This is a genomic window from Demequina litorisediminis (assembly GCF_030161615.1).
GTDB lineage: Bacteria > Actinomycetota > Actinomycetes > Actinomycetales > Demequinaceae > Demequina > Demequina litorisediminis.
In genome coordinates this window covers 1,809,600-1,828,003 of the sequence record NZ_BSUN01000001.1, presented here as the reverse complement: position 1 = coordinate 1,828,003, position 18,404 = coordinate 1,809,600, and the positions used below count along the sequence as shown (strand labels likewise).

13 protein-coding genes and 7 pseudogenes are annotated in these 18,404 nt (G+C 69.4%); 5 read left to right on the top strand and 15 right to left on the bottom strand.

What is annotated here, in order from left to right; all coding sequences use genetic code 11:
• Nucleotides 1-14: 14 nt before the first annotated feature.
• From QQK48_RS11305 to QQK48_RS11295, 3 genes are read right to left on the bottom strand one after another with little or no spacing between them, the layout of a single operon-like run.
• Complete coding sequence (locus QQK48_RS11305) at nt 15-662, bottom strand: response regulator transcription factor (RefSeq protein WP_284328507.1); 648 nt, start codon at nt 660-662, stop codon at nt 15-17.
• Entirely contained in the window at nt 659-982 is a 324-nt protein-coding gene (locus QQK48_RS11300) for an ATP-binding protein (protein ID WP_284328506.1), read from the bottom strand. Before QQK48_RS11300 ends, QQK48_RS11305 begins: the two co-directional genes overlap by 4 nt.
• Entirely contained in the window at nt 919-2,034 is a 1,116-nt protein-coding gene (locus QQK48_RS11295) for a sensor domain-containing protein (protein ID WP_284328505.1), read from the bottom strand. The genes QQK48_RS11300 and QQK48_RS11295 overlap by 64 nt, the downstream gene beginning before the upstream one ends.
• Between QQK48_RS11295 and QQK48_RS21815 the strand changes: the two are divergent.
• Both QQK48_RS21815 and QQK48_RS21810 read left to right on the top strand, forming a co-directional pair.
• A pseudogene (locus QQK48_RS21815) lies at nt 2,033-3,290 on the top strand (MMPL family transporter); the annotation flags it as partial. The gene QQK48_RS11295 and the pseudogene QQK48_RS21815 overlap by 2 nt on opposite strands.
• Nucleotides 3,291-3,802: 512 nt before the next feature.
• Nucleotides 3,803-4,429 carry an MMPL family transporter gene (locus QQK48_RS21810; protein ID WP_431308336.1) on the top strand — a complete coding sequence of 209 codons (627 nt, stop codon included), beginning with the start codon at nt 3,803-3,805 and terminating at the stop codon, nt 4,427-4,429.
• A gap of 84 nt (nt 4,430-4,513) precedes the next feature.
• Here QQK48_RS21810 and QQK48_RS11280 read toward each other — a convergent pair whose 3' ends face one another.
• The 6 genes and pseudogenes from QQK48_RS11280 to QQK48_RS11270 all read right to left on the bottom strand — a co-directional run bounded on the left by QQK48_RS11280 (nt 4,514) and on the right by QQK48_RS11270 (nt 9,401).
• Nucleotides 4,514-5,467, bottom strand: coding sequence for an L-lactate dehydrogenase (locus tag QQK48_RS11280; protein WP_284328504.1), 954 nt, complete (start codon nt 5,465-5,467; stop codon nt 4,514-4,516).
• 126 nt (nt 5,468-5,593) lie between these two features.
• Nucleotides 5,594-5,683, bottom strand: a pseudogene (locus QQK48_RS19975) (hypothetical protein); the annotation flags it as partial.
• A gap of 41 nt (nt 5,684-5,724) precedes the next feature.
• The gene (locus tag QQK48_RS19970; protein ID WP_348523786.1) at nt 5,725-6,219 is read right to left on the bottom strand and encodes a 3'-5' exonuclease; all 495 of its coding nucleotides are present in this window, start codon (nt 6,217-6,219) and stop codon (nt 5,725-5,727) included.
• Between the two features lie 463 nt (nt 6,220-6,682).
• Nucleotides 6,683-7,168, bottom strand: a pseudogene (locus QQK48_RS19965) (3'-5' exonuclease); the annotation flags it as partial.
• Entirely contained in the window at nt 7,161-8,252 is a 1,092-nt protein-coding gene (locus QQK48_RS19960) for an ATP-dependent helicase (RefSeq protein WP_348523593.1), read from the bottom strand. The gene QQK48_RS19960 and the pseudogene QQK48_RS19965, both read right to left, overlap by 8 nt.
• A 45-nt stretch (nt 8,253-8,297) precedes the next feature.
• Nucleotides 8,298-9,401 carry a GGDEF domain-containing protein gene (locus tag QQK48_RS11270; RefSeq protein WP_284328503.1) on the bottom strand — a complete coding sequence of 368 codons (1,104 nt, stop codon included), beginning with the start codon at nt 9,399-9,401 and terminating at the stop codon, nt 8,298-8,300.
• A 70-nt stretch (nt 9,402-9,471) separates the two neighbouring features.
• Here QQK48_RS11270 and QQK48_RS11265 point away from each other — a divergent pair, with 70 nt between their 5' ends.
• Entirely contained in the window at nt 9,472-10,005 is a 534-nt protein-coding gene (locus QQK48_RS11265; RefSeq protein ID WP_284328502.1) for a hypothetical protein, read from the top strand.
• A gap of 1 nt (nt 10,006) precedes the next feature.
• On the opposite strand, the pseudogene QQK48_RS11260 reads toward QQK48_RS11265, so the two are convergent.
• Together QQK48_RS11260 and QQK48_RS11255 are read right to left on the bottom strand one after the other, a co-directional pair.
• Nucleotides 10,007-10,657 (bottom strand): annotated as a pseudogene (locus QQK48_RS11260) (response regulator).
• Nucleotides 10,657-11,616 (bottom strand): sensor histidine kinase, encoded by a 960-nt coding sequence (locus tag QQK48_RS11255; protein ID WP_284328501.1) that lies wholly within the window; start codon nt 11,614-11,616, stop codon nt 10,657-10,659. The pseudogene QQK48_RS11260 and the gene QQK48_RS11255 overlap by 1 nt, the downstream one beginning before the upstream one ends.
• A 242-nt stretch (nt 11,617-11,858) precedes the next feature.
• On the opposite strand from QQK48_RS11255, the gene QQK48_RS11250 reads away from it, so the two are divergent.
• The gene (locus QQK48_RS11250; RefSeq protein ID WP_284328500.1) at nt 11,859-13,841 is read left to right on the top strand and encodes a PspC domain-containing protein; all 1,983 of its coding nucleotides are present in this window, start codon (nt 11,859-11,861) and stop codon (nt 13,839-13,841) included.
• Nucleotides 13,777-14,202, top strand: coding sequence for a hypothetical protein (locus QQK48_RS11245; RefSeq protein WP_284329470.1), 426 nt, complete (start codon nt 13,777-13,779; stop codon nt 14,200-14,202). Before QQK48_RS11250 ends, QQK48_RS11245 begins: the two co-directional genes overlap by 65 nt.
• A 132-nt stretch (nt 14,203-14,334) precedes the next feature.
• On the opposite strand, the pseudogene guaA reads toward QQK48_RS11245, so the two are convergent.
• The 4 genes and pseudogenes from guaA to QQK48_RS11225 all read right to left on the bottom strand — a co-directional run bounded on the left by guaA (nt 14,335) and on the right by QQK48_RS11225 (nt 18,247).
• Nucleotides 14,335-15,928, bottom strand: a pseudogene (guaA, locus tag QQK48_RS11240) (glutamine-hydrolyzing GMP synthase).
• A 96-nt stretch (nt 15,929-16,024) separates the two neighbouring features.
• Nucleotides 16,025-16,087 (bottom strand): annotated as a pseudogene (locus QQK48_RS11235) (DUF3817 domain-containing protein); the annotation flags it as partial.
• A 385-nt stretch (nt 16,088-16,472) separates the two neighbouring features.
• A pseudogene (locus tag QQK48_RS11230) lies at nt 16,473-17,066 on the bottom strand (SURF1 family cytochrome oxidase biogenesis protein); the annotation flags it as partial.
• Nucleotides 17,063-18,247: a GGDEF domain-containing protein gene (locus QQK48_RS11225; RefSeq protein WP_284328499.1), complete on the bottom strand. Its 1,185-nt coding sequence runs from the start codon at nt 18,245-18,247 to the stop codon at nt 17,063-17,065. The pseudogene QQK48_RS11230 and the gene QQK48_RS11225, both read right to left, overlap by 4 nt.
• Between the last annotated feature and the right edge of the window lie 157 nt (nt 18,248-18,404).

The following is an 18,404-nucleotide window of genomic DNA, read 5'->3' as shown; positions in this document are numbered from 1 at the left end:
ATCCACCGCAAGGGCTACAGATCCGCGGCGTCCCCCGGGCGCACGAACCCCGCCTCGTAGGCCACGATCACGGCCTGCGTCCTGTCCCGCACCCCCAACTTGGTGAGGATGGACGCGACATGCGACTTCACCGTTTCCAGCGAGACGAACAGCCCGCCAGCGATTTCCTGGTTAGACCGGCCCCGCGCCAGCAGCCGCAGCACGTCTTGCTCGCGCTCGGTGAGGTCGGGCATCGCGCGTTCGGCGGGGGTTGCGAAGCGCTCGATGACCGCGCGGGTCGAGGACGGGAACAGTAGCGACTCGCCCGAGGCCACGATCCGCACTGCCTCGATCAGTTCCGTGGGCGGCACCCGTTTCAATACAAACCCCGAGGCACCCGACCGCATCGCCTCGAAGACGTACTCGTCCACTTCGAACGTGGTGAGGACCAGGACGTTGGCATCGCACCCCTCGTCGACGATGCGCCGGGTCGCCGCCAGCCCATCGAGGCCGGGCATCCGTACGTCCATGAGGACCACATCGGGCCGATGCGTCAGGGCGGCACCAATCGCCGCCTCGCCGTCGCCTGCCTCGGCCACCACGTCCCAGCCGTCCACGGAACTGAGGATGGCGCGCAATCCCATCCTCACCAGCGGATCGTCGTCGACGATCAGGATCCTCACGCGTCCACCTTTTCCCTCAGCACGTCCCACGGCGCACCATACGCAGCGTCCGCGAGCGCCGTCCCCAGCGGAAGCAGGGCGAGCACTTCGAACCCGCCGTCCGCGGTGCTCGCGGCACGACTCACCCCGCCGAGGAGCACGGCGCGGTCCCTGATCCCCGCGAGGCCACGGCCGGCCGATGCCCGCGCGGGGGCCTGTCCTGCCCGGTGGCCCGGCGCGTTGGTCACCCTGATACCGACGGCATCGACCGTTTCCGTCACCAGCAGCGAAATCTCGGCGCCGGGCGCATGCTTGGCCGCGTTGGTGACGGCTTCGCGCACGATCGCGTACGCGGTCCTCGACACGGGCCGTGGCGCGCCCTGTGCCTCCAGCACCGCCTCCATGCTGAGCCCGGCGGCCCTGGCAGCGGCGACGAGCCTCGGGCCTGCGCGAGGCCGGGAAGCGGGGTGCGGGGCTCGCATTCGTCGCCACGCAACGCGGCGATGATCCTGTCGAGTTCGCCCATGGCGGCACGGCCGCGCTCCTCGATGTTGCGCAGGGCCTGGCGAGCGAACTCGGGGTCCGTGTCGAACACGTGCGCCCCCGCGCCCGCCTGGACGATGTTCATGGTGATCATGTGACCGATGGAGTCGTGAAGTTCCTGGTCGATCCGTACCTGCGTCTCGGCGAGTTCGGCTCGCGCCGTCGCGCGGGCGACGCGCTCGTCGGCGCAGGGGCCGAGCGCCCAGCGCGCGAGCGGCTGGTGAAGGCATGCGAAGTGGTGGGAGATCCACGCGAACATCGGCACCGCGAATGCCACCACGGGGGTCCCGACGAGAACCCAGAACGTCACCGTGTCGACGATCGCCTGCGCCTGGGGCTCGTCCGCCCCCGCCCCTGGCACGAGGCCGACGGCGTAGCCCACGGCAATCAGCCACGCGGCCACGAGTGAGACCGGCACCACGATGGTGAGGATCGCGAGCACAAAGCCGACGGGTCCGAGAATCACCCGCATGAAGACCCATGCGAGCACCCTCCACGAGGTGCCGTCGTGGAGGAGCGCATGTCCCCAGCGGCCCGCTCCCGCAAGAGTCAGGCTCTCGCCCCGCGGGTGGAGCCGATAGCCGCGCGGCTCGACCTCCTCGATACCGGCGTCCAGTGCGGCATTCGCGAGCCGGCGTTCCACCGCCCCCAGCGGGCGCAGCGAGAACTGCACCACCGCGAGGATGAGCACGCCGACCCACACGACCACGAGCGCGATGCCCACCGCATACATGGTGATCGCGTAGGTGAACCACACGATGCCAAGAGGCAGGCCCGCGAGCAGATAGCCCACTTCGCGCCATGTCCTGGCGGACCAGGTGGCGCCAAAGTAGGTGCGCAGAGCCTTCATGGGCACCATCGTGCCCGGTCAAAGCCCCTTCTGCCCACGCTCGCGCGGACGTTTCTCTCCTCCCCCACGCGAGGGAGACCGCCCTGGCAACTGCCCCTCTTGCGGTGAGGCCGATTCCCCCGCGCACCGGCCACGAATGGCTCCCAGGCGGGCTGACCGACCACGGGTCGGCTTCCTAGCGTCGAGGTGTTCCCGAGGCAAGGAGAAAAACATGAATCCCCAGGGATTGACCGGGCGCCTCGCCCGCACCGCGGCCACCAGGCCGTGGCTCACGATCGCCGTCTGGGTCCTCGCGCTCGCTGCGGCCGCGTACGCCGCCACCGGGCTCGGCGACGCCCTCACCCAGGAAGACTCGGTGCAGATCGCCACCGAGTCCGACACCGCCGAAGATCTGGTGGCCTCTCACCAGGACACCGACACCGAGGGGCCCTCCACGGAGACCGTCATCGTGTCCTCCAGCGAACACGCCGTCGGCAGCAGCGCATTCGACGCGGCCATCGCCGCCATCATGCGCGCGCTCGACGCCGTCGACGGGGTCGCCAACGTGTCGACCACCGGGGCACAGTCCCCCGCGAACGCCGCCGAAGCATCGGCCCTCCTGGCCGCCCAGGTCACCCCAGATGAGGACGGCGTGGTGGTCGAGGACTACCTCGCCGCCCTCGAGGAGGCGACTCCTGAGGGCTTCGAGGCGCGCTCCGTGGGAGACGCCACGGGAGAGGTGATGTTTGACACGCTCGCCGAGGAGGGGCTGGTGCGCGGCGAGGCCATCGGCATCGGCGTCGCGCTCATCATCCTTGTCGTGGTGTTCGGCGCACTCATGGCCGCGGGCATCCCGCTCGTCATAGCGATCGCGTCCATCATCATGGCGGTGGGAGCGACGGCGCTCGTGGGTCAGGCGTTTGGTGTCCTTCTTCGTCGTCAACATGATCACGATGATGGGGCTCGCGCTCGGCATCGACTACTCGCTTGTCATGGTGCAGCGCTTCCGCGAGGAACTGACCCACGGCCACTCCGTGCTCGACGCCGTCACCATTGCGGGCGGCACCGCCAACCGCGCGGTGCTCTTCTCCGGCATCACGGTCGTGATCTCGCTCCTTGGCCTGCTGCTGGTGCCTTCCACGGTGATGCGCTCGCTCGGCACGGGGGCGATCGTGGTTGCCGTCATGGCGGTCGCCGCGTCGCTGACCCTGCTGCCCGCGATCCTGCGACTCCTGGGCCACCGCGTCAACGCCGGGCGTCTGCCGCTGCGCCACCCCGATGCCGAACCGCGGGCCTGGCGCGCGATCGCTCGCACCGTGAGTGGCCGGCCTGTCGCCTGGGCGATCACGGGATTCGCGGTGCTCGGCCTTGCGGCCATCCCTGCCGCGTCGATGCGCCTCGCGTTCCCGGGCACGGAATCCCTGCCCCAGGACAACGACCTCCGCATCGCCGTGGAGACCCTCACCGCGGACTACAGCGTGGGGCAGGCGACCACCACGGTGGCCGTCGAGGGCGGGGCGGACGCGCGAGTGGCGGTCGAGGAGATCGCGTCGCGGGTGAGCGCCGACCCGGCCTTCGGCGAGGCCATCGTCGAGTACCTCGGTGCCGACGCGATGATCACCACCACCGACCTGCTGGACGGCGCCGATCCCGAGGCGGCAGCCGCGATCGAGCGCGTGCGCGACGTCATCATCCCCGATGCCGTGGCCGCGACCGATGCGGTGGCTCACGTGGGAGGCGATCAGGCAGAGGCCGTCGACTTCTCCGCGGTCATCGCCGGCGCCGCACCGTGGGTGCTGCTCACGGTGTTGGGGGCCACTTTGTCCTGCTGCTGGTGTCCTTCAGGTCGATCGTGGTGCCCACCGTGGCCATCGGCCTCAACCTGCTGTCAACCGCCGCGGCTTTCGGCCTCGTCGTCGCGGTCTTCCAGTGGGGCTGGGGCAACAATCTGCTGGGTTTCCCGCAGGTGGACGGCATCGCGCCGTGGATTCCGCTGTTCTTGTTCGCGGTCTTGTTCGGACTATCGATGGACTACCACGTGTTCCTGCTGAGCCGCATCAAGGAGCGGCACGATGCCGGGTACGGCACGCGTGAGGCGGTCGCCTTCGGGCTGTCGAGGACCGGGTCCCTCATCACGGGCGCGGCGCTCATCATGGTGGCGGTGTTTGCGGGCTTCGCCCTGGGCGACCTGGCCGAGTTCGCTCAGATGGGCTTTGGTCTCGCGGCGGCCGTCATCATCGACGCCACCGTGGTGCGCTCCATCCTCGTGCCCGCCGTCATGACCTTGCTGGGCGAGCGCAACTGGTACCTGCCGCGCTGGCTTCAGTGGCTTCCCCGGGTGAGCATCGAGGGCGCCCCGGCCGCAGCATCGGCCGCCCGAGTCGAGCGTGAGCCCGAGCCGGCCCTGCTGCCCTAACCCCCCGTCAAATGGATCCATTTGGTTCTTTTATCGCCTTAGGCGAGCCAAATGGATCCATTCGACGCGTCTAGGGGTGCGGGGTTAGGCGACCCCGAACCTGTTGGCGACGTCCTTGATGGACTGTGCCGACGCAAGGAGGCCGGCGGTCTCTGCCTCGTTCATCGGCACCGTGGCGTGGTGCTCGATGCCGTGACGGCCCACCACCGCGGGCAGCGACATGCAGACCTCGCCGACGCCGGGGTAGTCGATCAGCGTCGAGACCGGCATGATGCGGCGCTGGTCGCCGAGGACGGCCTCGACGATGCGCGCGCCCGCGGCACCGACGGCGTAGTTGGTCGCGCCCTTGCCCTCGATGATCGTGTACGCGGAGCGCATGACGTCGTGGTGGATCTGCTCACGCTTCTCGGGCGTCATCACGATGTTGCCATCGCGGTCACGCCACTCCGTCAGCAACTGGCCGCCGATGGAGGCCGAGGACCACAACGCGACCTCGGAGTCGCCGTGCTCACCAGCGATGTACGCGTGGACGTTGCCCACAGCGACGTCGCAGGTGGCCGCGATCTGGTGACGCAGGCGCGACGTGTCCAGCGCGGTGCCGGAGCCAAACATCTGCGCGGGGTCCATGCCGGACTTCTTGATGGCGGCATAGGTCACCACGTCGACGGGGTTGGTGACGAGGATGTAGATGGCGTCGGGCGCCACCTTCAGCAGCGGCGGCAACACCTTGTCCATCAGCGAGATGGTGGCACCGGCCAGGTCCATGCGGGACTGGCCCGGCTGCTGCTTGGCGCCTGCGGTGATGACGACCACGTCCGAGCCGGACACGACATCCACATCGTCCGAGCCGATCACGGTCGCCTCAGGCATGAACTGAATGCCCTGGGCGAGGTCGAGCGCCTCGGCCTCCACCTTTGCCTTATTGATGTCGTACAGCGCCACCGTGCGCGCGAATCCGCGCATCAGGCCCGCATACGCGAGGGTCGCACCGACCGCTCCCGCACCGACAATCGACACCTTCGAGGTCTTGCTTTCCACGCGGTCCTCCTTGAGGGATCGGTTCCGCCGCCAGCCTATCGGGCTGGCGGCGCCGCGGAGCCTCTGCGCGACCAGGTGGCGAGGGTCCTCCCGTACGCGACGTGAGCGCGTGGTGGACCCGGCTGCCTACGCCTTCTCGAGCGCGTTGAAGCGCAGCACCAGGCGCTTCACGCCCTCGGTGCCGAAGTCGACCTTGGCCACCGCGTTGCGGCCCGCACCCTCGGTGCCCACCACTTTGCCCATGCCGAACTTGTCGCTCATGACACGGTCGCCCACCTCGAAGCCGACATCGCCCCCGACGCCACCGCCGGGAGGGCTGGGAGGCACATAGCGCGACGTGACCGCGCCCGCCCGCGAGTACGCGTTGCCGTCCGCGCGGTCCTGGTTCCCGCCGTAGCCTCCGGAGTCGCCCCAGGACCCGGCGCGGCTGGTGCCACGATCGGACCGCGCGCGAAGCGCCGCCATGGAGGCCTGCGCGATCTTCCACTCGATGAGGCTCCGCCGGGATCTCCTCGGTGAAGCGAGACGCACCAAAGTACTGGGGTGCTCCCCGCCTGGAGCGCACCTGCGCGCGCGTGAGGTAGAGCCTTCTCGCGGGCGCGGGTGAGGCCCACGTAGGCGAGGCGGCGCTCCTCTTCCATGTCCTTGGTCTCGCCGGACTCGATGGAGCGCATGTGCGGGAACGTGCCGTCCTCCATGCCGGTGAGGAACACCACGGGGAACTCGAGGCCCTTGGCGGTGTGCAGCGTCATCATGGTGACCACGCCCCCGGAGCCGTCCTCGTCGGGAAGCCTGATCGGCATCGGCCACCAGCGCCACCTTCTCGAGGAAGTCCTCGAGCGTGCCCTCAGGGTTCTCCTCGGTGAACTCGCGGCCCACGGCCACGAGCCTCCATGATGTTCTCGACCCGGCTCGCATCCTGGGGGTCATCCGAGGCGCGGTACGCGGTGAGCATGCCGGAGCGGTCCGCGATGGCGTCGAGCACGCCGGCGGGGCCGTTGTCGGCAGCGATGGCGCGGAGGTCGTCCATGAGAGACACGAAATCGCCGATCGCACGCACCGCGCGCGTCTGCAGGCCCGCCTCATCCGCGCGGCGCAGGGCGTCGCCGAAGCGACGGACGCCTCGGGCGTCGTGAGCGAGCGGCGCAGCCCGTCGATCCCCTCGACGGCGGTATCGCCGATGGCGCGGCGCGGGGTGTTGATGATGCGACGCATCGCGATGTCGTCATCCTCGTTCACGATCGCCGAGAGGTAGGCGAGCATGTCCTTGATCTCCTTGCGGTCGTAGAAGCGCGTGCCTCCGATGACCTTGTAAGGGATCTCGGCACGCATGAACCGCTCCTCCAGCGCGCGCGACTGCGCGTTGGCGCGGTACATGATGGCGATGTCGCCTGCGGCGTAGTCACCGGCGTCGATCAGGCGACGAATCTCGCCCGCGATGTACTGGGCCTCGTCCTGCTCGGACTCGCCCGCATAGCCCTCGATCTTGGCGCCCGCACCCGAGTCGGTCCACAGGTTCTTGGGGCGGCGACCCTCATTGTTCTTGATGACCGCGTTGGCGGCGCTCAGGATGTTCTGCGTCGACCGGTAGTTCTGCTCGAGGCGGACGATGTGCGCGGCGGGGTAGTCCGCCTCGAACTCCAGGATGTTCCTGATGGTGGCGCCACGGAACGCGTAGATGGACTGGTCCGCGTCACCCACGACTGTGAGGCTCACCGGGCGGCGGCTCCGGGTCACCCGCCTTGCCGATGAGTTCGCGCACCAGGATGTACTGCGCGTGGTTGGTGTCCTGGTACTCGTCGACGAGGACGTGGCGGAAGCGTTCGCGGTAGGCGCGCGCCACCTGCGGGTTCTGCTGCAGCAGCCGCACAGTGCGCACGATGATGTCGTCGAAGTCCACGGCGTTGGCGGCGTCGAGGCGGCGCTGGTACTCCGCATAGGCGCGGCCAGCGGCGTAGTCGATGGAGAACTTCGACGCCTTCTCCGTGGCGGCCAGCGCCTCCATCGGGCTGATGAGTTCGTCCTTGAACTTGCCGATGCGGTTCAGCAACGCCTTGGGGGTGAACTTCTTGGGATCAATGTCCAGTTCCTTGGCCACGAGCTTCATGAGGTTCGCGGAGTCGGTCTGGTCGTAGATCGAGAACGTGGACTTCAGGCCCGCGGCGGCGTGGTCAGCGCGCAGGATGCGCACGCACGCCGAGTGGAACGTCGAGACCCACATGCGCCTGGCATCGGGCCCCACGAGGTTCTCGACTCGCTCGCGCATCTCACCCGCGGCCTTGTTGGTGAAGGTGATCGCGAGGATCTGGTGGGGCCGGGCGCGTCCTGTCGCGAGCAGGTAGGCGATGCGGTGGGTGAGGACTCGGGTCTTGCCCGAGCCCGCGCCCGCCATGATGAGCAGGGCCTCACCTGCGTGCTCGACTGCCTCGGCCTGGGACGGGTTGAGGCCCTCGACCAGCGCCGATGCGTCGGGCAGCGGGGCGCCCCAGCCGCCACCCGTGGGTGCGGCCGATGCCGGTACCGCCGGGGTCGAGGGTGGCGTCCAGGCTTCCTCGGGCATGGCCTCGTCGGCTGGCTCCGGTGCAGGCTCGGGGCCAGGCTCCCAGTCCGGCTCCTCGTCGGGCCACGGCGCGGGCTCGTAGGCGGGCATCGCCTCGGGGGCCTGCGCGCGCGGGGCGTCTGCCGCCGTCGAGGCATCGGCCGCGGGCCGGGCAGCCGACGTGCGACCGCCCTTCGCTGCGGGCGTGAGGGGGTCCGGGCCGTCGAGTTCGAAGAGCGCATCCATGACCCGAAAAGTCTAGGTGCTGACGCTGACACCGGGGGCCGAAAGTCAGCGGCGGGGACCCGCCACGGAGATCCTGTCGCGTCCCGACGTCTTGGCTTCATACAGCGCCCGGTCCGCCGCAGCAAGCACCGCGCCGGTTCCCTCGCCTGGCGCGCGGTAGGCAAGTCCCACGGACAGCGTCAACGTGACGATGTCGCCCTCGATGGCGACCTCCTCGTAGGCGAGGTCGGCGCGCACCTGCTTCAGCGCATCGGCCACGGCAAGCCCTGCGTCACGGGAGATCACCAAGAACTCGTCACCTCCCCAGCGCGCGACAACGCACCGCGCACCGAGGTCGCGGTCAAGCCGCCGTGCGATCTCACGGATCACGTCGTCGCCGACGGCGTGACCGCGCGCGTCGTTAATGTCCTTGAAGTGATCGATGTCGATGAGCGCCAGGCACGCGGTGCGTGCGGGTTCGGCATCGATCTCGGCAAGCGCCCGCATGGCGGGACGCCGGTTGGCGATGCCGGTGAGGTCATCGGTGTTGGCGCGCTGCTCGCCGATGGCCGCGAGGCGTGTCAGTTCGCGCTCCGCTCGCGCGGTGCGCATCAGGATCAGCGCGAGCGACGTCAGCACGATGGCGATGCCACCGAGCCGCGTGACCGAGGCCATGACACGGAACACCGGGTCATCGATGGGGACCACCGCCACTGACGGCTGGGCGAAGACCTCCACCCCGATCATCGTGAGGATGATGACACCACAGAACACGATGCGCGTCGCCACGAACCGTTCGGGCACCATGACGAGGGTGAGAAAGCCGGCTGCGAGAAACTGGAACTGCACCCCGGAGGCGATCGAGAACGTCGCCGCAAACGGCAGGAGCGACACGTAGGTGGTGACGACGGCCGTGATCGCAGCGCCGATGACGTGGCCGCGCCACGCGCCGAAGGCGGCACCCGCGTACGCGGGCAGGCCCAGCACACCCAGGGTGATGAAGAAGGCGTAGCGCGGCGGCTGCCACCAGAGGAACGCCGCCATGAACGCCAGGCTGAACCCGATGCACGCGAGCGCCAGCACGATCACCACGGTCGTGCTCGGCTCTCCCCGGCGGTCATAGCCCGCCCTCACGACGCGCGCCGCCGCCCCCACATCAATCCGCCCCATGAACGCACATCGTAGGTCCCCGGCGCCCACCCGTCGCGCGATCGTGTGGGCCACTCGCTACAGTCTGGCCATGACTCCGCGCCGAGCACTCGCGTTCATCAGCATCGCCCCGCCTGTGGTCGCCCTTGCGGCCTGCTCATCGTCCGAGGGACGTGGCGCCGAGGCGATCGCGGCGTGGGAGCCGGACACGCCGGGGCTCACCAGCCTCGACTGTGCGGAGGTGTTTGAGGACTGGGCTACCGGCGACGCTCCCGAGGCCTGCTGGACCTTCGAAGAGGGCGCGGGACTCGCGGATCGTTTCCTGACACTGACAGCCCAGTCGAGCGACACCCTCGGTGCCGACCCTGTGTTGGGGCCGAGTTGCATGGAGGGCGCTGCAACGGGGCGCGCCACCTCCTGCCGTTCAGTGTGGGAGGACGACGACGAGTACGTGGTGGTCAACGCAGGCATCACCCTCCACTCGTTGGAGGAAGCGGCCGAGGACGGAATCGACATCGAGGCGGACACCCCTCTACGACACGAACTCACCGTGTGGATCACCGACGACGCCGCTGTCGCGGACCCCGACGACTTCGCGCTGTATCACTCACCGATCGCGAACTGAACTACACGATCCGCCGCTGCGCCGCCCAGTGCGCCAGGCTCGTGGCGGTTGGACAACGCCTTGTGCAGCACCTTGCCCACGTGCGTCTCGACCGTCTTGATCGAGATGAAGAGCCTTCTCCCCACCTCGCGGTAGGTGTAGCCACGTGCGATGAGCCGCATGACCTCCTGCTCCCTGGCCGTGAGCCTGATCGAGCTCATCGTCCTCGATGGCGACCTCGCCGCCGGCGGCGCCGAACGCATCGAGCACAAAGCCCGCCAGGCGCGGCGAGAAGACGGCATCGCCACCCGCGACCCTGCGCACGGCATCGGAGAGCCTCGGCGCCAGAGATGGACTTGGTCACGTAGCCGCGCGCGCCGGCCCGGATCACCGAGACTACGTCCTCGGCGGCATCGGAGACGCTCAGCGCGAGGGTCCGCGTGCCCTCCACGCGGCCCTTGATCTCGGCGAGGACATCGAGCGCCCCGCCACCCGTTCCCCCAGGCAGATGCACGTCAAGAATGACCACCTCGGGGCGCTTGTCGAGGATCTCGGCGATCGCCGACTCCACGTCACGGGCCTCCCCCACCACCTCGATCTGGTCGTCGAGCGACTCGCGCACGCCGACCCGAATCACGTCGTGGTCGTCGACGATCACCACAGAGACAGACATCAGGACTCCCTTCGGGGAATGGAGATGGCGACCTCGGTGCGGCCGCCCTCGGACGAGTGGATCTCCGCGTGACCGCCGTGACGGGCCACGCGGCCAATGATTGACTGGCGGATGCCCAGGCGGTCATCCGGGATCGCGCCGGGATCGAAACCGGGGCCGGCGTCACGCACAAAGACCTCAAACGCATCGGCCGTGAGTTCGGCATACACCGAGATAGGGCCGATGCCGTGGCGAGCGGCGTTCTTCGTCGCCTCGCGCGTCGCGGCCACGGCCGCGCGCAAGTCCTCGGTCAGGGGCGCGTCGCCCACCGTCACCGTGTCGACCACCACCGAGTGCGCGTCTTCCACCTCGCCGATGGCCTCGGCGACGGCGGTCGCGACGGAGGCATCGGGGTCGCGGCGCTCGCCGTAGAGGTAGGCGCGCAGGTCCCGCTCCTGGGCACGCGCGAGTCGCGCCACAGCATCGGGATCGGTGGCGCGGGCACGGATGAGGGTGAGGGTCTGCAACACCGAGTCGTGAAGGTGCGCGGCAATCTCGGCACGCTCGTGCTCGCGGATGCGCGCCTGGCGTTCGATGGACACCTGACGAATGGCGCGCATCCACCAGGGGGCGAGCATCAGTCCGAGCCCGATGATCACGACGATGGTCGTGACGATGGAACGCACCCACATGCGATCCGTGTAGTCCCACAGCGCGAACCACCACAGCGCGGTAATGCCCAGCGCAAGCCCCACCAGCAGACGCCACCAGTCGTCGCGTCGGAACAGGCCGGGGACGTCCAGGCGCCACGGATCCTGACCGAACGCGCCGTCGAGGGGACTCCAGGTGAGCGCAAGCGACACCAGGAACAGGATGAGCGGAATCATCCAGCCGGGGAGGTCCTCACCTCCCCACCGGTCGAACGCCAGGACCCCGGCGATCGCGAGCAGCGCCACGCCTCCGAGCGCACGCCACCACACGGGCGCGCCGCGGCGCCGTTGAAGCGGGCGGGCGACCCGGGGGCCTGAGTGGTGGTCACGGCACCCATCGTCACATAGTGCGAGGCTCCCGAGCAGGCCTTTCGCCCGATATCAGGGGTGGGTCCTCCTGAAGATCAGGGTGACGATCAGGGCGTTCCCTCATAGCGGGCAGGGCCGCAGGATTGCGACAGTGGAGGCATCGTCACGAGACCCCTCGTGGCCTCAGGATCATCAGGAGTGACATGAGCGAGACACCGCAGCCGCCACAGGAGGCCGCGTTCTTCAGCGCCATCCGTGGCTGGAACATTCAGCGCGGAGACGGGATCCTCGGCGGCGTCGCCTCGGGCCTCGGCGCACGCGTCGGGATGGCCCCGGTTCCCGCGCGGCTCCTTATGGTGCTCGCCGGCATCCTCCTCAATGGCCTGGTACTCCTCGCCTACGCCGCGGCCTGGGCCCTTCTTCCCGACCGCCGCGGGGCGATTGTCATCCAGGACTTCGGCCGCGGCGTGACCAACGTGGGCGCGCTCATCGGCATCGCCGTCATGGGCGTCCTCGGCTTCGTGACGCTCGACAACGGCGGACTTTTCGGGGGCGTGTTGGGCGGGGACGTCTTCCCGTGGGACAGCCTCAGCAACTTTGGCCCCTTCGAGTTCGTCGCGGCGTTCTTCGGCGTCATGATTCCGCTCGCCATTCTGGGCGGCTTGGTGTTCCTCATCGTGTACCTGGTGCGACGCAACAAGGCCGGCTCGGTCCACACGGGCCCCGGCGGCACGTACTGGACCAGCCAGGCCTCCGCGCCGCATGGCGCGACGCCGCCGCCGTACGCGGGCGCCGCTTCCACGGGTGAGGCGTCGAGCGACACGCCCACACCAGCCGATGCCTCGGCTCAGTCCACCGAGACCGCCGACGATTCAGGCGACGAGGAGCCCAGGAACGCCGCCAGTGAGTCAGGCGAGTCCCCTGCCTCGCCTGCCGCCAGCGCTGCGGCGGCGGCCGCCACGGCGGCCACTGCATCGGCCACCGCGACCGGCCAGCCACAGCCCTGGGAGCACGCACTCCTGCCGGGCGACCCCCGCGCGAGCGTGCCGGGCGGCGCCCACCAGGGCCGCCCGAACCCGCGCCACGGTGAGCCGCAGCCCCAGCACCAGGCCGGCGCCTGGACCGGCTCCGGCGGCTCCGCGTACTCGTGGAACTCCACCACCGGCCGGCAGGCCCCCGTGCCGCCCGCCTACGCGCCGCCCCGGCCCCCAAGCCGGCGCGTGTGCCCGGCCCGGGCAAGGCCGCCTGGCTCGCCTTCCTGGGTGTCCTCATCATCGCCGTCGCGGTCGTCTTCGCGATCGACCGCTCGGACCAGGCTCGTCATCAACCCGGTGCTCGCATGGGGCTCGGCCATCACCATCGGCCTGGGAGCGGTGCTCCTGGTGGTCGCCTTGTCGGGCCGCAGGCTCGGCTTCCTCGGTTTCCTGTCGGTGTGCGCCGTCCTCATCTCCATCCCGCTGGTGGCCAACGCCGACGAACTGCGTGAGCGCTACGCCGACGGCTGGGACTGGATCGACGGCACCGTCACCTACGAGGAGGAGTACGGAACCACCGAGGACACCATCGACGAAGGACCCGCCGAGATCAGCATCCGCGAAGCCTTCGGGGATGACTACTCCACCATCTTCGCCGCGGGCGCCTGCTACTACTACGCGGACTCCGGCGACGAGGACCTCTTTGGCCCCTCCGACTCCTACGTGCAGTTGGACAGCGTTGACGAGGACACGTCCATCAAGCCTGCGCGGGACGACCTCGGAGGTCGTGATGCCCGCGGGCACGTCGCTCTCCGTCACCGCGGCCGACTCCGTCACGGTCGACTTCCCCGATCGCGACCTCTGGTGCGATCTCTGGAACGACGGCGCGTCCAACGCGACAGTGCTCGACCTGACCGACTCGGGAGCCCCGGTACTCACCCTCGCGGCCGCCGAGTCCTCCACCATCTCCATCATCGAGGAGGTCACCCCGTGATCACCACCGCCACTCCCCGCCGTCGCGCGGGCCAGCGCATCGCCTCCGCCCTGTGGGCGCTGCTCGTCATTGGCGCTGGCGTCATGCTCGCCGTCGCGTTCTCCGGGACGGACATCGATCTCGAGCCTTGCGGCCATCATCGCCCTGGCCGCCGTGGGCGGCTGGCTGGTGCTCTCCGCGGCTCTGTCCAGCATCGGCCGGTCGAGGGAAATCCGTGAGGCGACCGCCCCCGTGGTCGAGGAGCCCCTGGTGCACGGCCAGAGCGCATCTGACGCCACGGAGGCCGACGGCTCCGAGGCGGACGACGCCACGGATGCTGGCGTCACCGAGCCCGTCCCCGCAGTCGCCCCCACCGAGCCCCTGCCCACGGCGCCGTCGCAGGCCACCCCCACCGAGGTGATCTTCACCGAGGCCGCGGCCTCGTCAGCCGCTTCGGCCCCCGACACTTTGAACCAGAACGGGCCGCGACACGCCGAGGACACCGACGCATCGGCCAGCGAGAACGGCGTGGCGGACACGGATCTGGTTCAAAGTGTGGGTGACGATGAGGACGACGAGCCCGAGGCCAAGCGCGACTAGACGCCCCACCGTCGGTTTGGCCCCCACGTGAAACGCCTGAGGCGCGTGTGACAGTTCTGCACTGTCACACGCGCCTCAGGCGTTTCAGCCGTCACATCCGTGGGCCAAACCGACGGCGGACGGGCGTGGGGATTACTCCCACTCGATGGTGCCCGGCGGCTTCGAGGTGACGTCGATCACGACGCGGTTGACCTCGCGCACCTCGTTGGTGATGCGGTTCGAGATGTGGGCGATCACGTCGTACGGCAGGCGCGACCAGTCGGCCGTCATGGCGTCCTCGGACGACACGGGGCGCAGCACGATGGGATGGCCGTAGGTGCGGCCGTCACCCTGGACGCCCACCGAGCGGACGTCGGCGAGCAGCACCACGGGGCACTGCCAGATCTCCTGATCGAGGCCCGCCTTGGTGAGGCTCCTCGCGCGCGATCGCGTCCGCGGCACGCAGGATGTCCAGGCGCTCCTCGGTCACCTCGCCGATGATGCGGATGCCGAGCCCGGGGCCGGGGAAGGGCTGACGGCCCACGATCTCCTCGGGGATACCCAGGCTCGCGGCCCACGGCACGGACCTCGTCCTTGAACAGGGCACGCAGCGGCTCCACCAGGGAGAACTGCAGGTCATCGGGAAGGCCGCCCACGTTGTGGTGGCTCTTGATGTTCGCCGCGCCCTCGCCGCCGCCGGACTCGACGACGTCCGGGTACAGGGTGCCCTGCACCAGGAACTCGACGTCCTCGCCGTGCGCGCCGGCCTCCTCGACCACCTGGCGCGCGGAGTCCTCGAACACACGGATGAACTCGCGGCCGATGATCTTGCGCTTGGTCTCCGGGTCGCTGACGCCCGCGAGCGCGTCGAGGAAGCGCTGCTTCTCGTCGCGAATGATGAGGCGCACGCCGGTGGAGGCGACGAAGTCCTTCTCGATCTGCTCCACCTCGCCCGCACGCATCAGGCCGTGATCCACGTGGATGCAGGTGAGCCTGGTCACCCACGGCCTTCTGGACGAGCGCCGCGGCGACGGCGGAGTCGACGCCGCCGGACAGCGCGCAGATGACGCGCTTGGAGCCCACCTGGGCACGGATGCGCTCGACCTGCTCGTCGATGACGTTGGCGCTGGTCCAGTCGGGGGCGATGCCCGCGACGTTGTACAGGAAGTTTTCGATGGCGGCCTGGCCCTCGGGCGAGTGCTTGACCTCGGGGTGCCACTGCACGCCGCACATCTTCACGTCGAGGTTTTCGAAGGCGGCCACGGGGGCGCCCTCGGTGGTGGCGAGGACGGTGAAGCCCTCGGGGGCCTCCTGGACGGAGTCACCGTGGCTCATCCACACCGTCTGCTCGGCGCCGGAACCGGCGAGGGCCGTGCCGGCATCGGCCACCGTGGCGACGGTGCGGCCATACTCGCGGCGACCGGTCTGCGCGACGGTGCCACCCATGGCCTGCGCCATGGCCTGGAAGCCGTAGCAGATACCCATGATCGGCACGCCTGCGGTGAAGATGGCGGGGTCGATGCTCGGGGCACCTTCCTCGTACACGGACGAGGGGCCGCCGGACAGGATGATGCCGGCGGGGTTCTTCGCGAGCATGCGCTCGGCGCTCATGGTGTGCGGCACTACCTCGGAGTACACGCTGGCCTCGCGCACGCGGCGCGCGATGAGCCTGCGCGTACTGGGCGCCGAAGTCGACGACCAGGACGGGCCGATGCTGGGTCTCGGCTGCGGTCTCGGCTGCAGTCATGCGGTGGCCTCCTTGGCGGGGGTGAGGCTCGTCGGAGATGCGGCGCTCGACGACGAAGGACAGGAACGGAACGATGCCGCCGAGGAACATGGTGAACAGGCGGCCGTAGTCCCACTTGGCCTGCAGCCACAGTTGCAGCACGGTCACCAGATAGACCATGTAGACAAAGCCGTGGATCTGGGCGAGAGCGAACATCGTGGGGTCGAGCCTGCTCTTCGAGGCTGTCGAGCCCCGGCAGGTAGCGGAGCATCCCCAGGAACACCAGGATGAGTAGCGTTCCGGTGATGATTGCCATCACCTTGTAGCGGGTGACGGCACCGGGGGTGACGGCGGGGCGGGTGGCGGGCGAGGTCACGGGGATCCTTCCTTGACGCTTTCCGATGCGGGCGGCGCGGAGGCGTCCGCGTCCGGCTGCACCCGGCCATTGTCCCGTATCCAGCGCACGCCGACGAACAGGAAGAACGCGCCGAACAGCCACCACTCGAGGGCGTAGACGATCGAGCGGAAGTTGAGCCTCATGCTCGGGGGTCGGTTCCGGGATGGGGTTCAGTCCCGCCTCCGGCTCGTCCGTGACCAGGAGCGCGGAGTACAGGGGGCTTTCCCAGGCCTGTGCGAACACGGCAGGCGACAGTGTGTCCGCCCAGAACGTGCCGGCGGGCGCACCCTCCTCGACGAGGACGGAGGCGCCCTCGGCGCCGCGCAGGTAGCCGCTCAGGTCCGTGGCCGTGCTCGGGCCGCCGAGCGAGTCGACCTTATCCGCGGGAAGCCAGCCGACCACGACGGGGAGCGTCGCCTCCTCGCCGGTGCCCGTCGCATCGGCCGCCACCGTGAAGGGCCGCACCACGAGCACCGCCTCGACTCCATCGATCACACGGCCTCCGCCCACCAGGGCGGCGTCGTCCTCAGCAAATTCTCCGGTGACGGTGACGGACTTACCCACGCCCGGCTCCGATGCGCTGGCGGGAGCGAGGGCATCGGCCAACGGGACTGCGGCGGCCGGTGCCACCTCGGTGCCCTCCTCGGTCCCCACGCGCCACTGCCACGTGCCCAGCGAGACACAGACCGCAAGGACCACGGCCAGCACGGCGCACGTGCCGGCGACGACGCCCCAGCGGACGCCGCCCACGCGGTCACTCATGCGCCGTCACGTGCGCGATGGCGCCCGGAAGTCTCCGCGTCGACGGGTGAGTCCGGCATGGTGGTGGACACCTGGTCACGTCCCTTCCGCTTCGCGTCGTACAACGCATCGTCCGCCCGGATCAGCGCGTGGTGCGCGGTCCCGGAGTGGTCGCCCACCGTCAGTCCCACCGACATCGTCACGTGGTGTGTATGGCCGTCGCAGGCAATGGGCGCATCACTTACGGCGGCTCGGATGCGCTTCATCGTTCCCACGGCGTCCTCAAGCGACAACTCGGGCAACACGAAGATGAACTCCTCGCCGCCCCATCGTCCCACGGAATCCGTGAGCCTCAGGTGCGTGCGCAGACGCGCACCCAGGTGCTCCAGCACGGTGTCTCCGCACGAGTGCCCGTGCTCGTCGTTGAGCGCCTTGAACCGGTCGAGGTCACCAATGGCGAGGCAAAAGTCCTCGCCGTCGGGGCTGGCAAGCACCGCGAGGCGGTCGAGGACGGGCCTGCGCGTCGCCAGCCCCGTCAGCGCGTCCGTATTGGCAAGGAACTCCGCTCGGCGGGCGTTGAGGTCCGCGAGCGCGCGCGCCTGCTCCACCCGGTAGTGCGCGAGCGCCGCCGCCATGAACAGGATGAACGCCGTCAGCAGGGCGTTGATCGAGAACAGCGTCTGCAGGAGGGCATCGGGCATCGCGTAGATGGCGCCGTCGGCGGGCAAGACCACCTGGCACAGCAGGAAGGCGATCAGCGCGACGATGAGCGTCGCCCACCGCCACCACCGTTGCCTCTCGGTGAGCATCACGTACACCAGGCGACCTCCGGTCAGGAGGTAGAGGTGCATGCCTGCCTCCCAGCCGACGAACGCGGTGGCGGTCACCATCTGCACGGCGGGCACGGCGAACGCGATGACGGCGGCCGCGAGTTGACGGCCGAGCCGTGCCAGCAGAATTCCGGCCACGTAGCCGGCCACCCAGAAGATGTGGGCCACGATGAGGGAGCCGAGCCCGATGATGTCGTACGTCAGGAAGAACGCGGCGTAGGACAACGTGAGCACCAGCGCGAACACGAGGAACGAGTGGGTGGTGCTGACGGCGCGGCCCGCGGCCCCCGTGAGGGCCCCCACGCGGCGGTCGAGAACGCGCACGGCGATGCCGGTCAGCGTCCCTCGCGCGCGTGCGGGGGTAGTCGTCATCGCGTGCCCCATCTCTGGCGGACCGCGATGCGACAGGCGCTTTGCGGGGCCCGCCGCCTCAGCGCGCTCCAGCCTAGTTCCGCTCGCGTCAGGCTGCCAACGGGAGCGGCTCATCCCTTACGCCCCCGTGGGCCGTTCTACCGGGCCTATCGTCATG

Coding starts and splice junctions, on each gene's coding strand:
- QQK48_RS11295 (WP_284328505.1), bottom strand. CDS start 2,034: ATGAAGGCTCTGCGCACCTACTTTGGCGCCACCTGGTCCGCCAGGACA.
- QQK48_RS19970 (WP_348523786.1), bottom strand. CDS start 6,219: ATGACGCTGCACACCGCCAAGGGCCTCGAGTTCCCCGTGGTGTTCCTC.
- QQK48_RS19960 (WP_348523593.1), bottom strand. CDS start 8,252: ATGGATGCGCTCTTCGAACTCGACGGCCCGGACCCCCTCACGCCCGCA.
- QQK48_RS11270 (WP_284328503.1), bottom strand. CDS start 9,401: ATGGGGCGGATTGATGTGGGGGCGGCGGCGCGCGTCGTGAGGGCGGGC.
- QQK48_RS11265 (WP_284328502.1), top strand. CDS start 9,472: ATGACTCCGCGCCGAGCACTCGCGTTCATCAGCATCGCCCCGCCTGTG.
- QQK48_RS11250 (WP_284328500.1), top strand. CDS start 11,859: ATGAGCGAGACACCGCAGCCGCCACAGGAGGCCGCGTTCTTCAGCGCC.
- QQK48_RS11225 (WP_284328499.1), bottom strand. CDS start 18,247: ATGACGACTACCCCCGCACGCGCGCGAGGGACGCTGACCGGCATCGCC.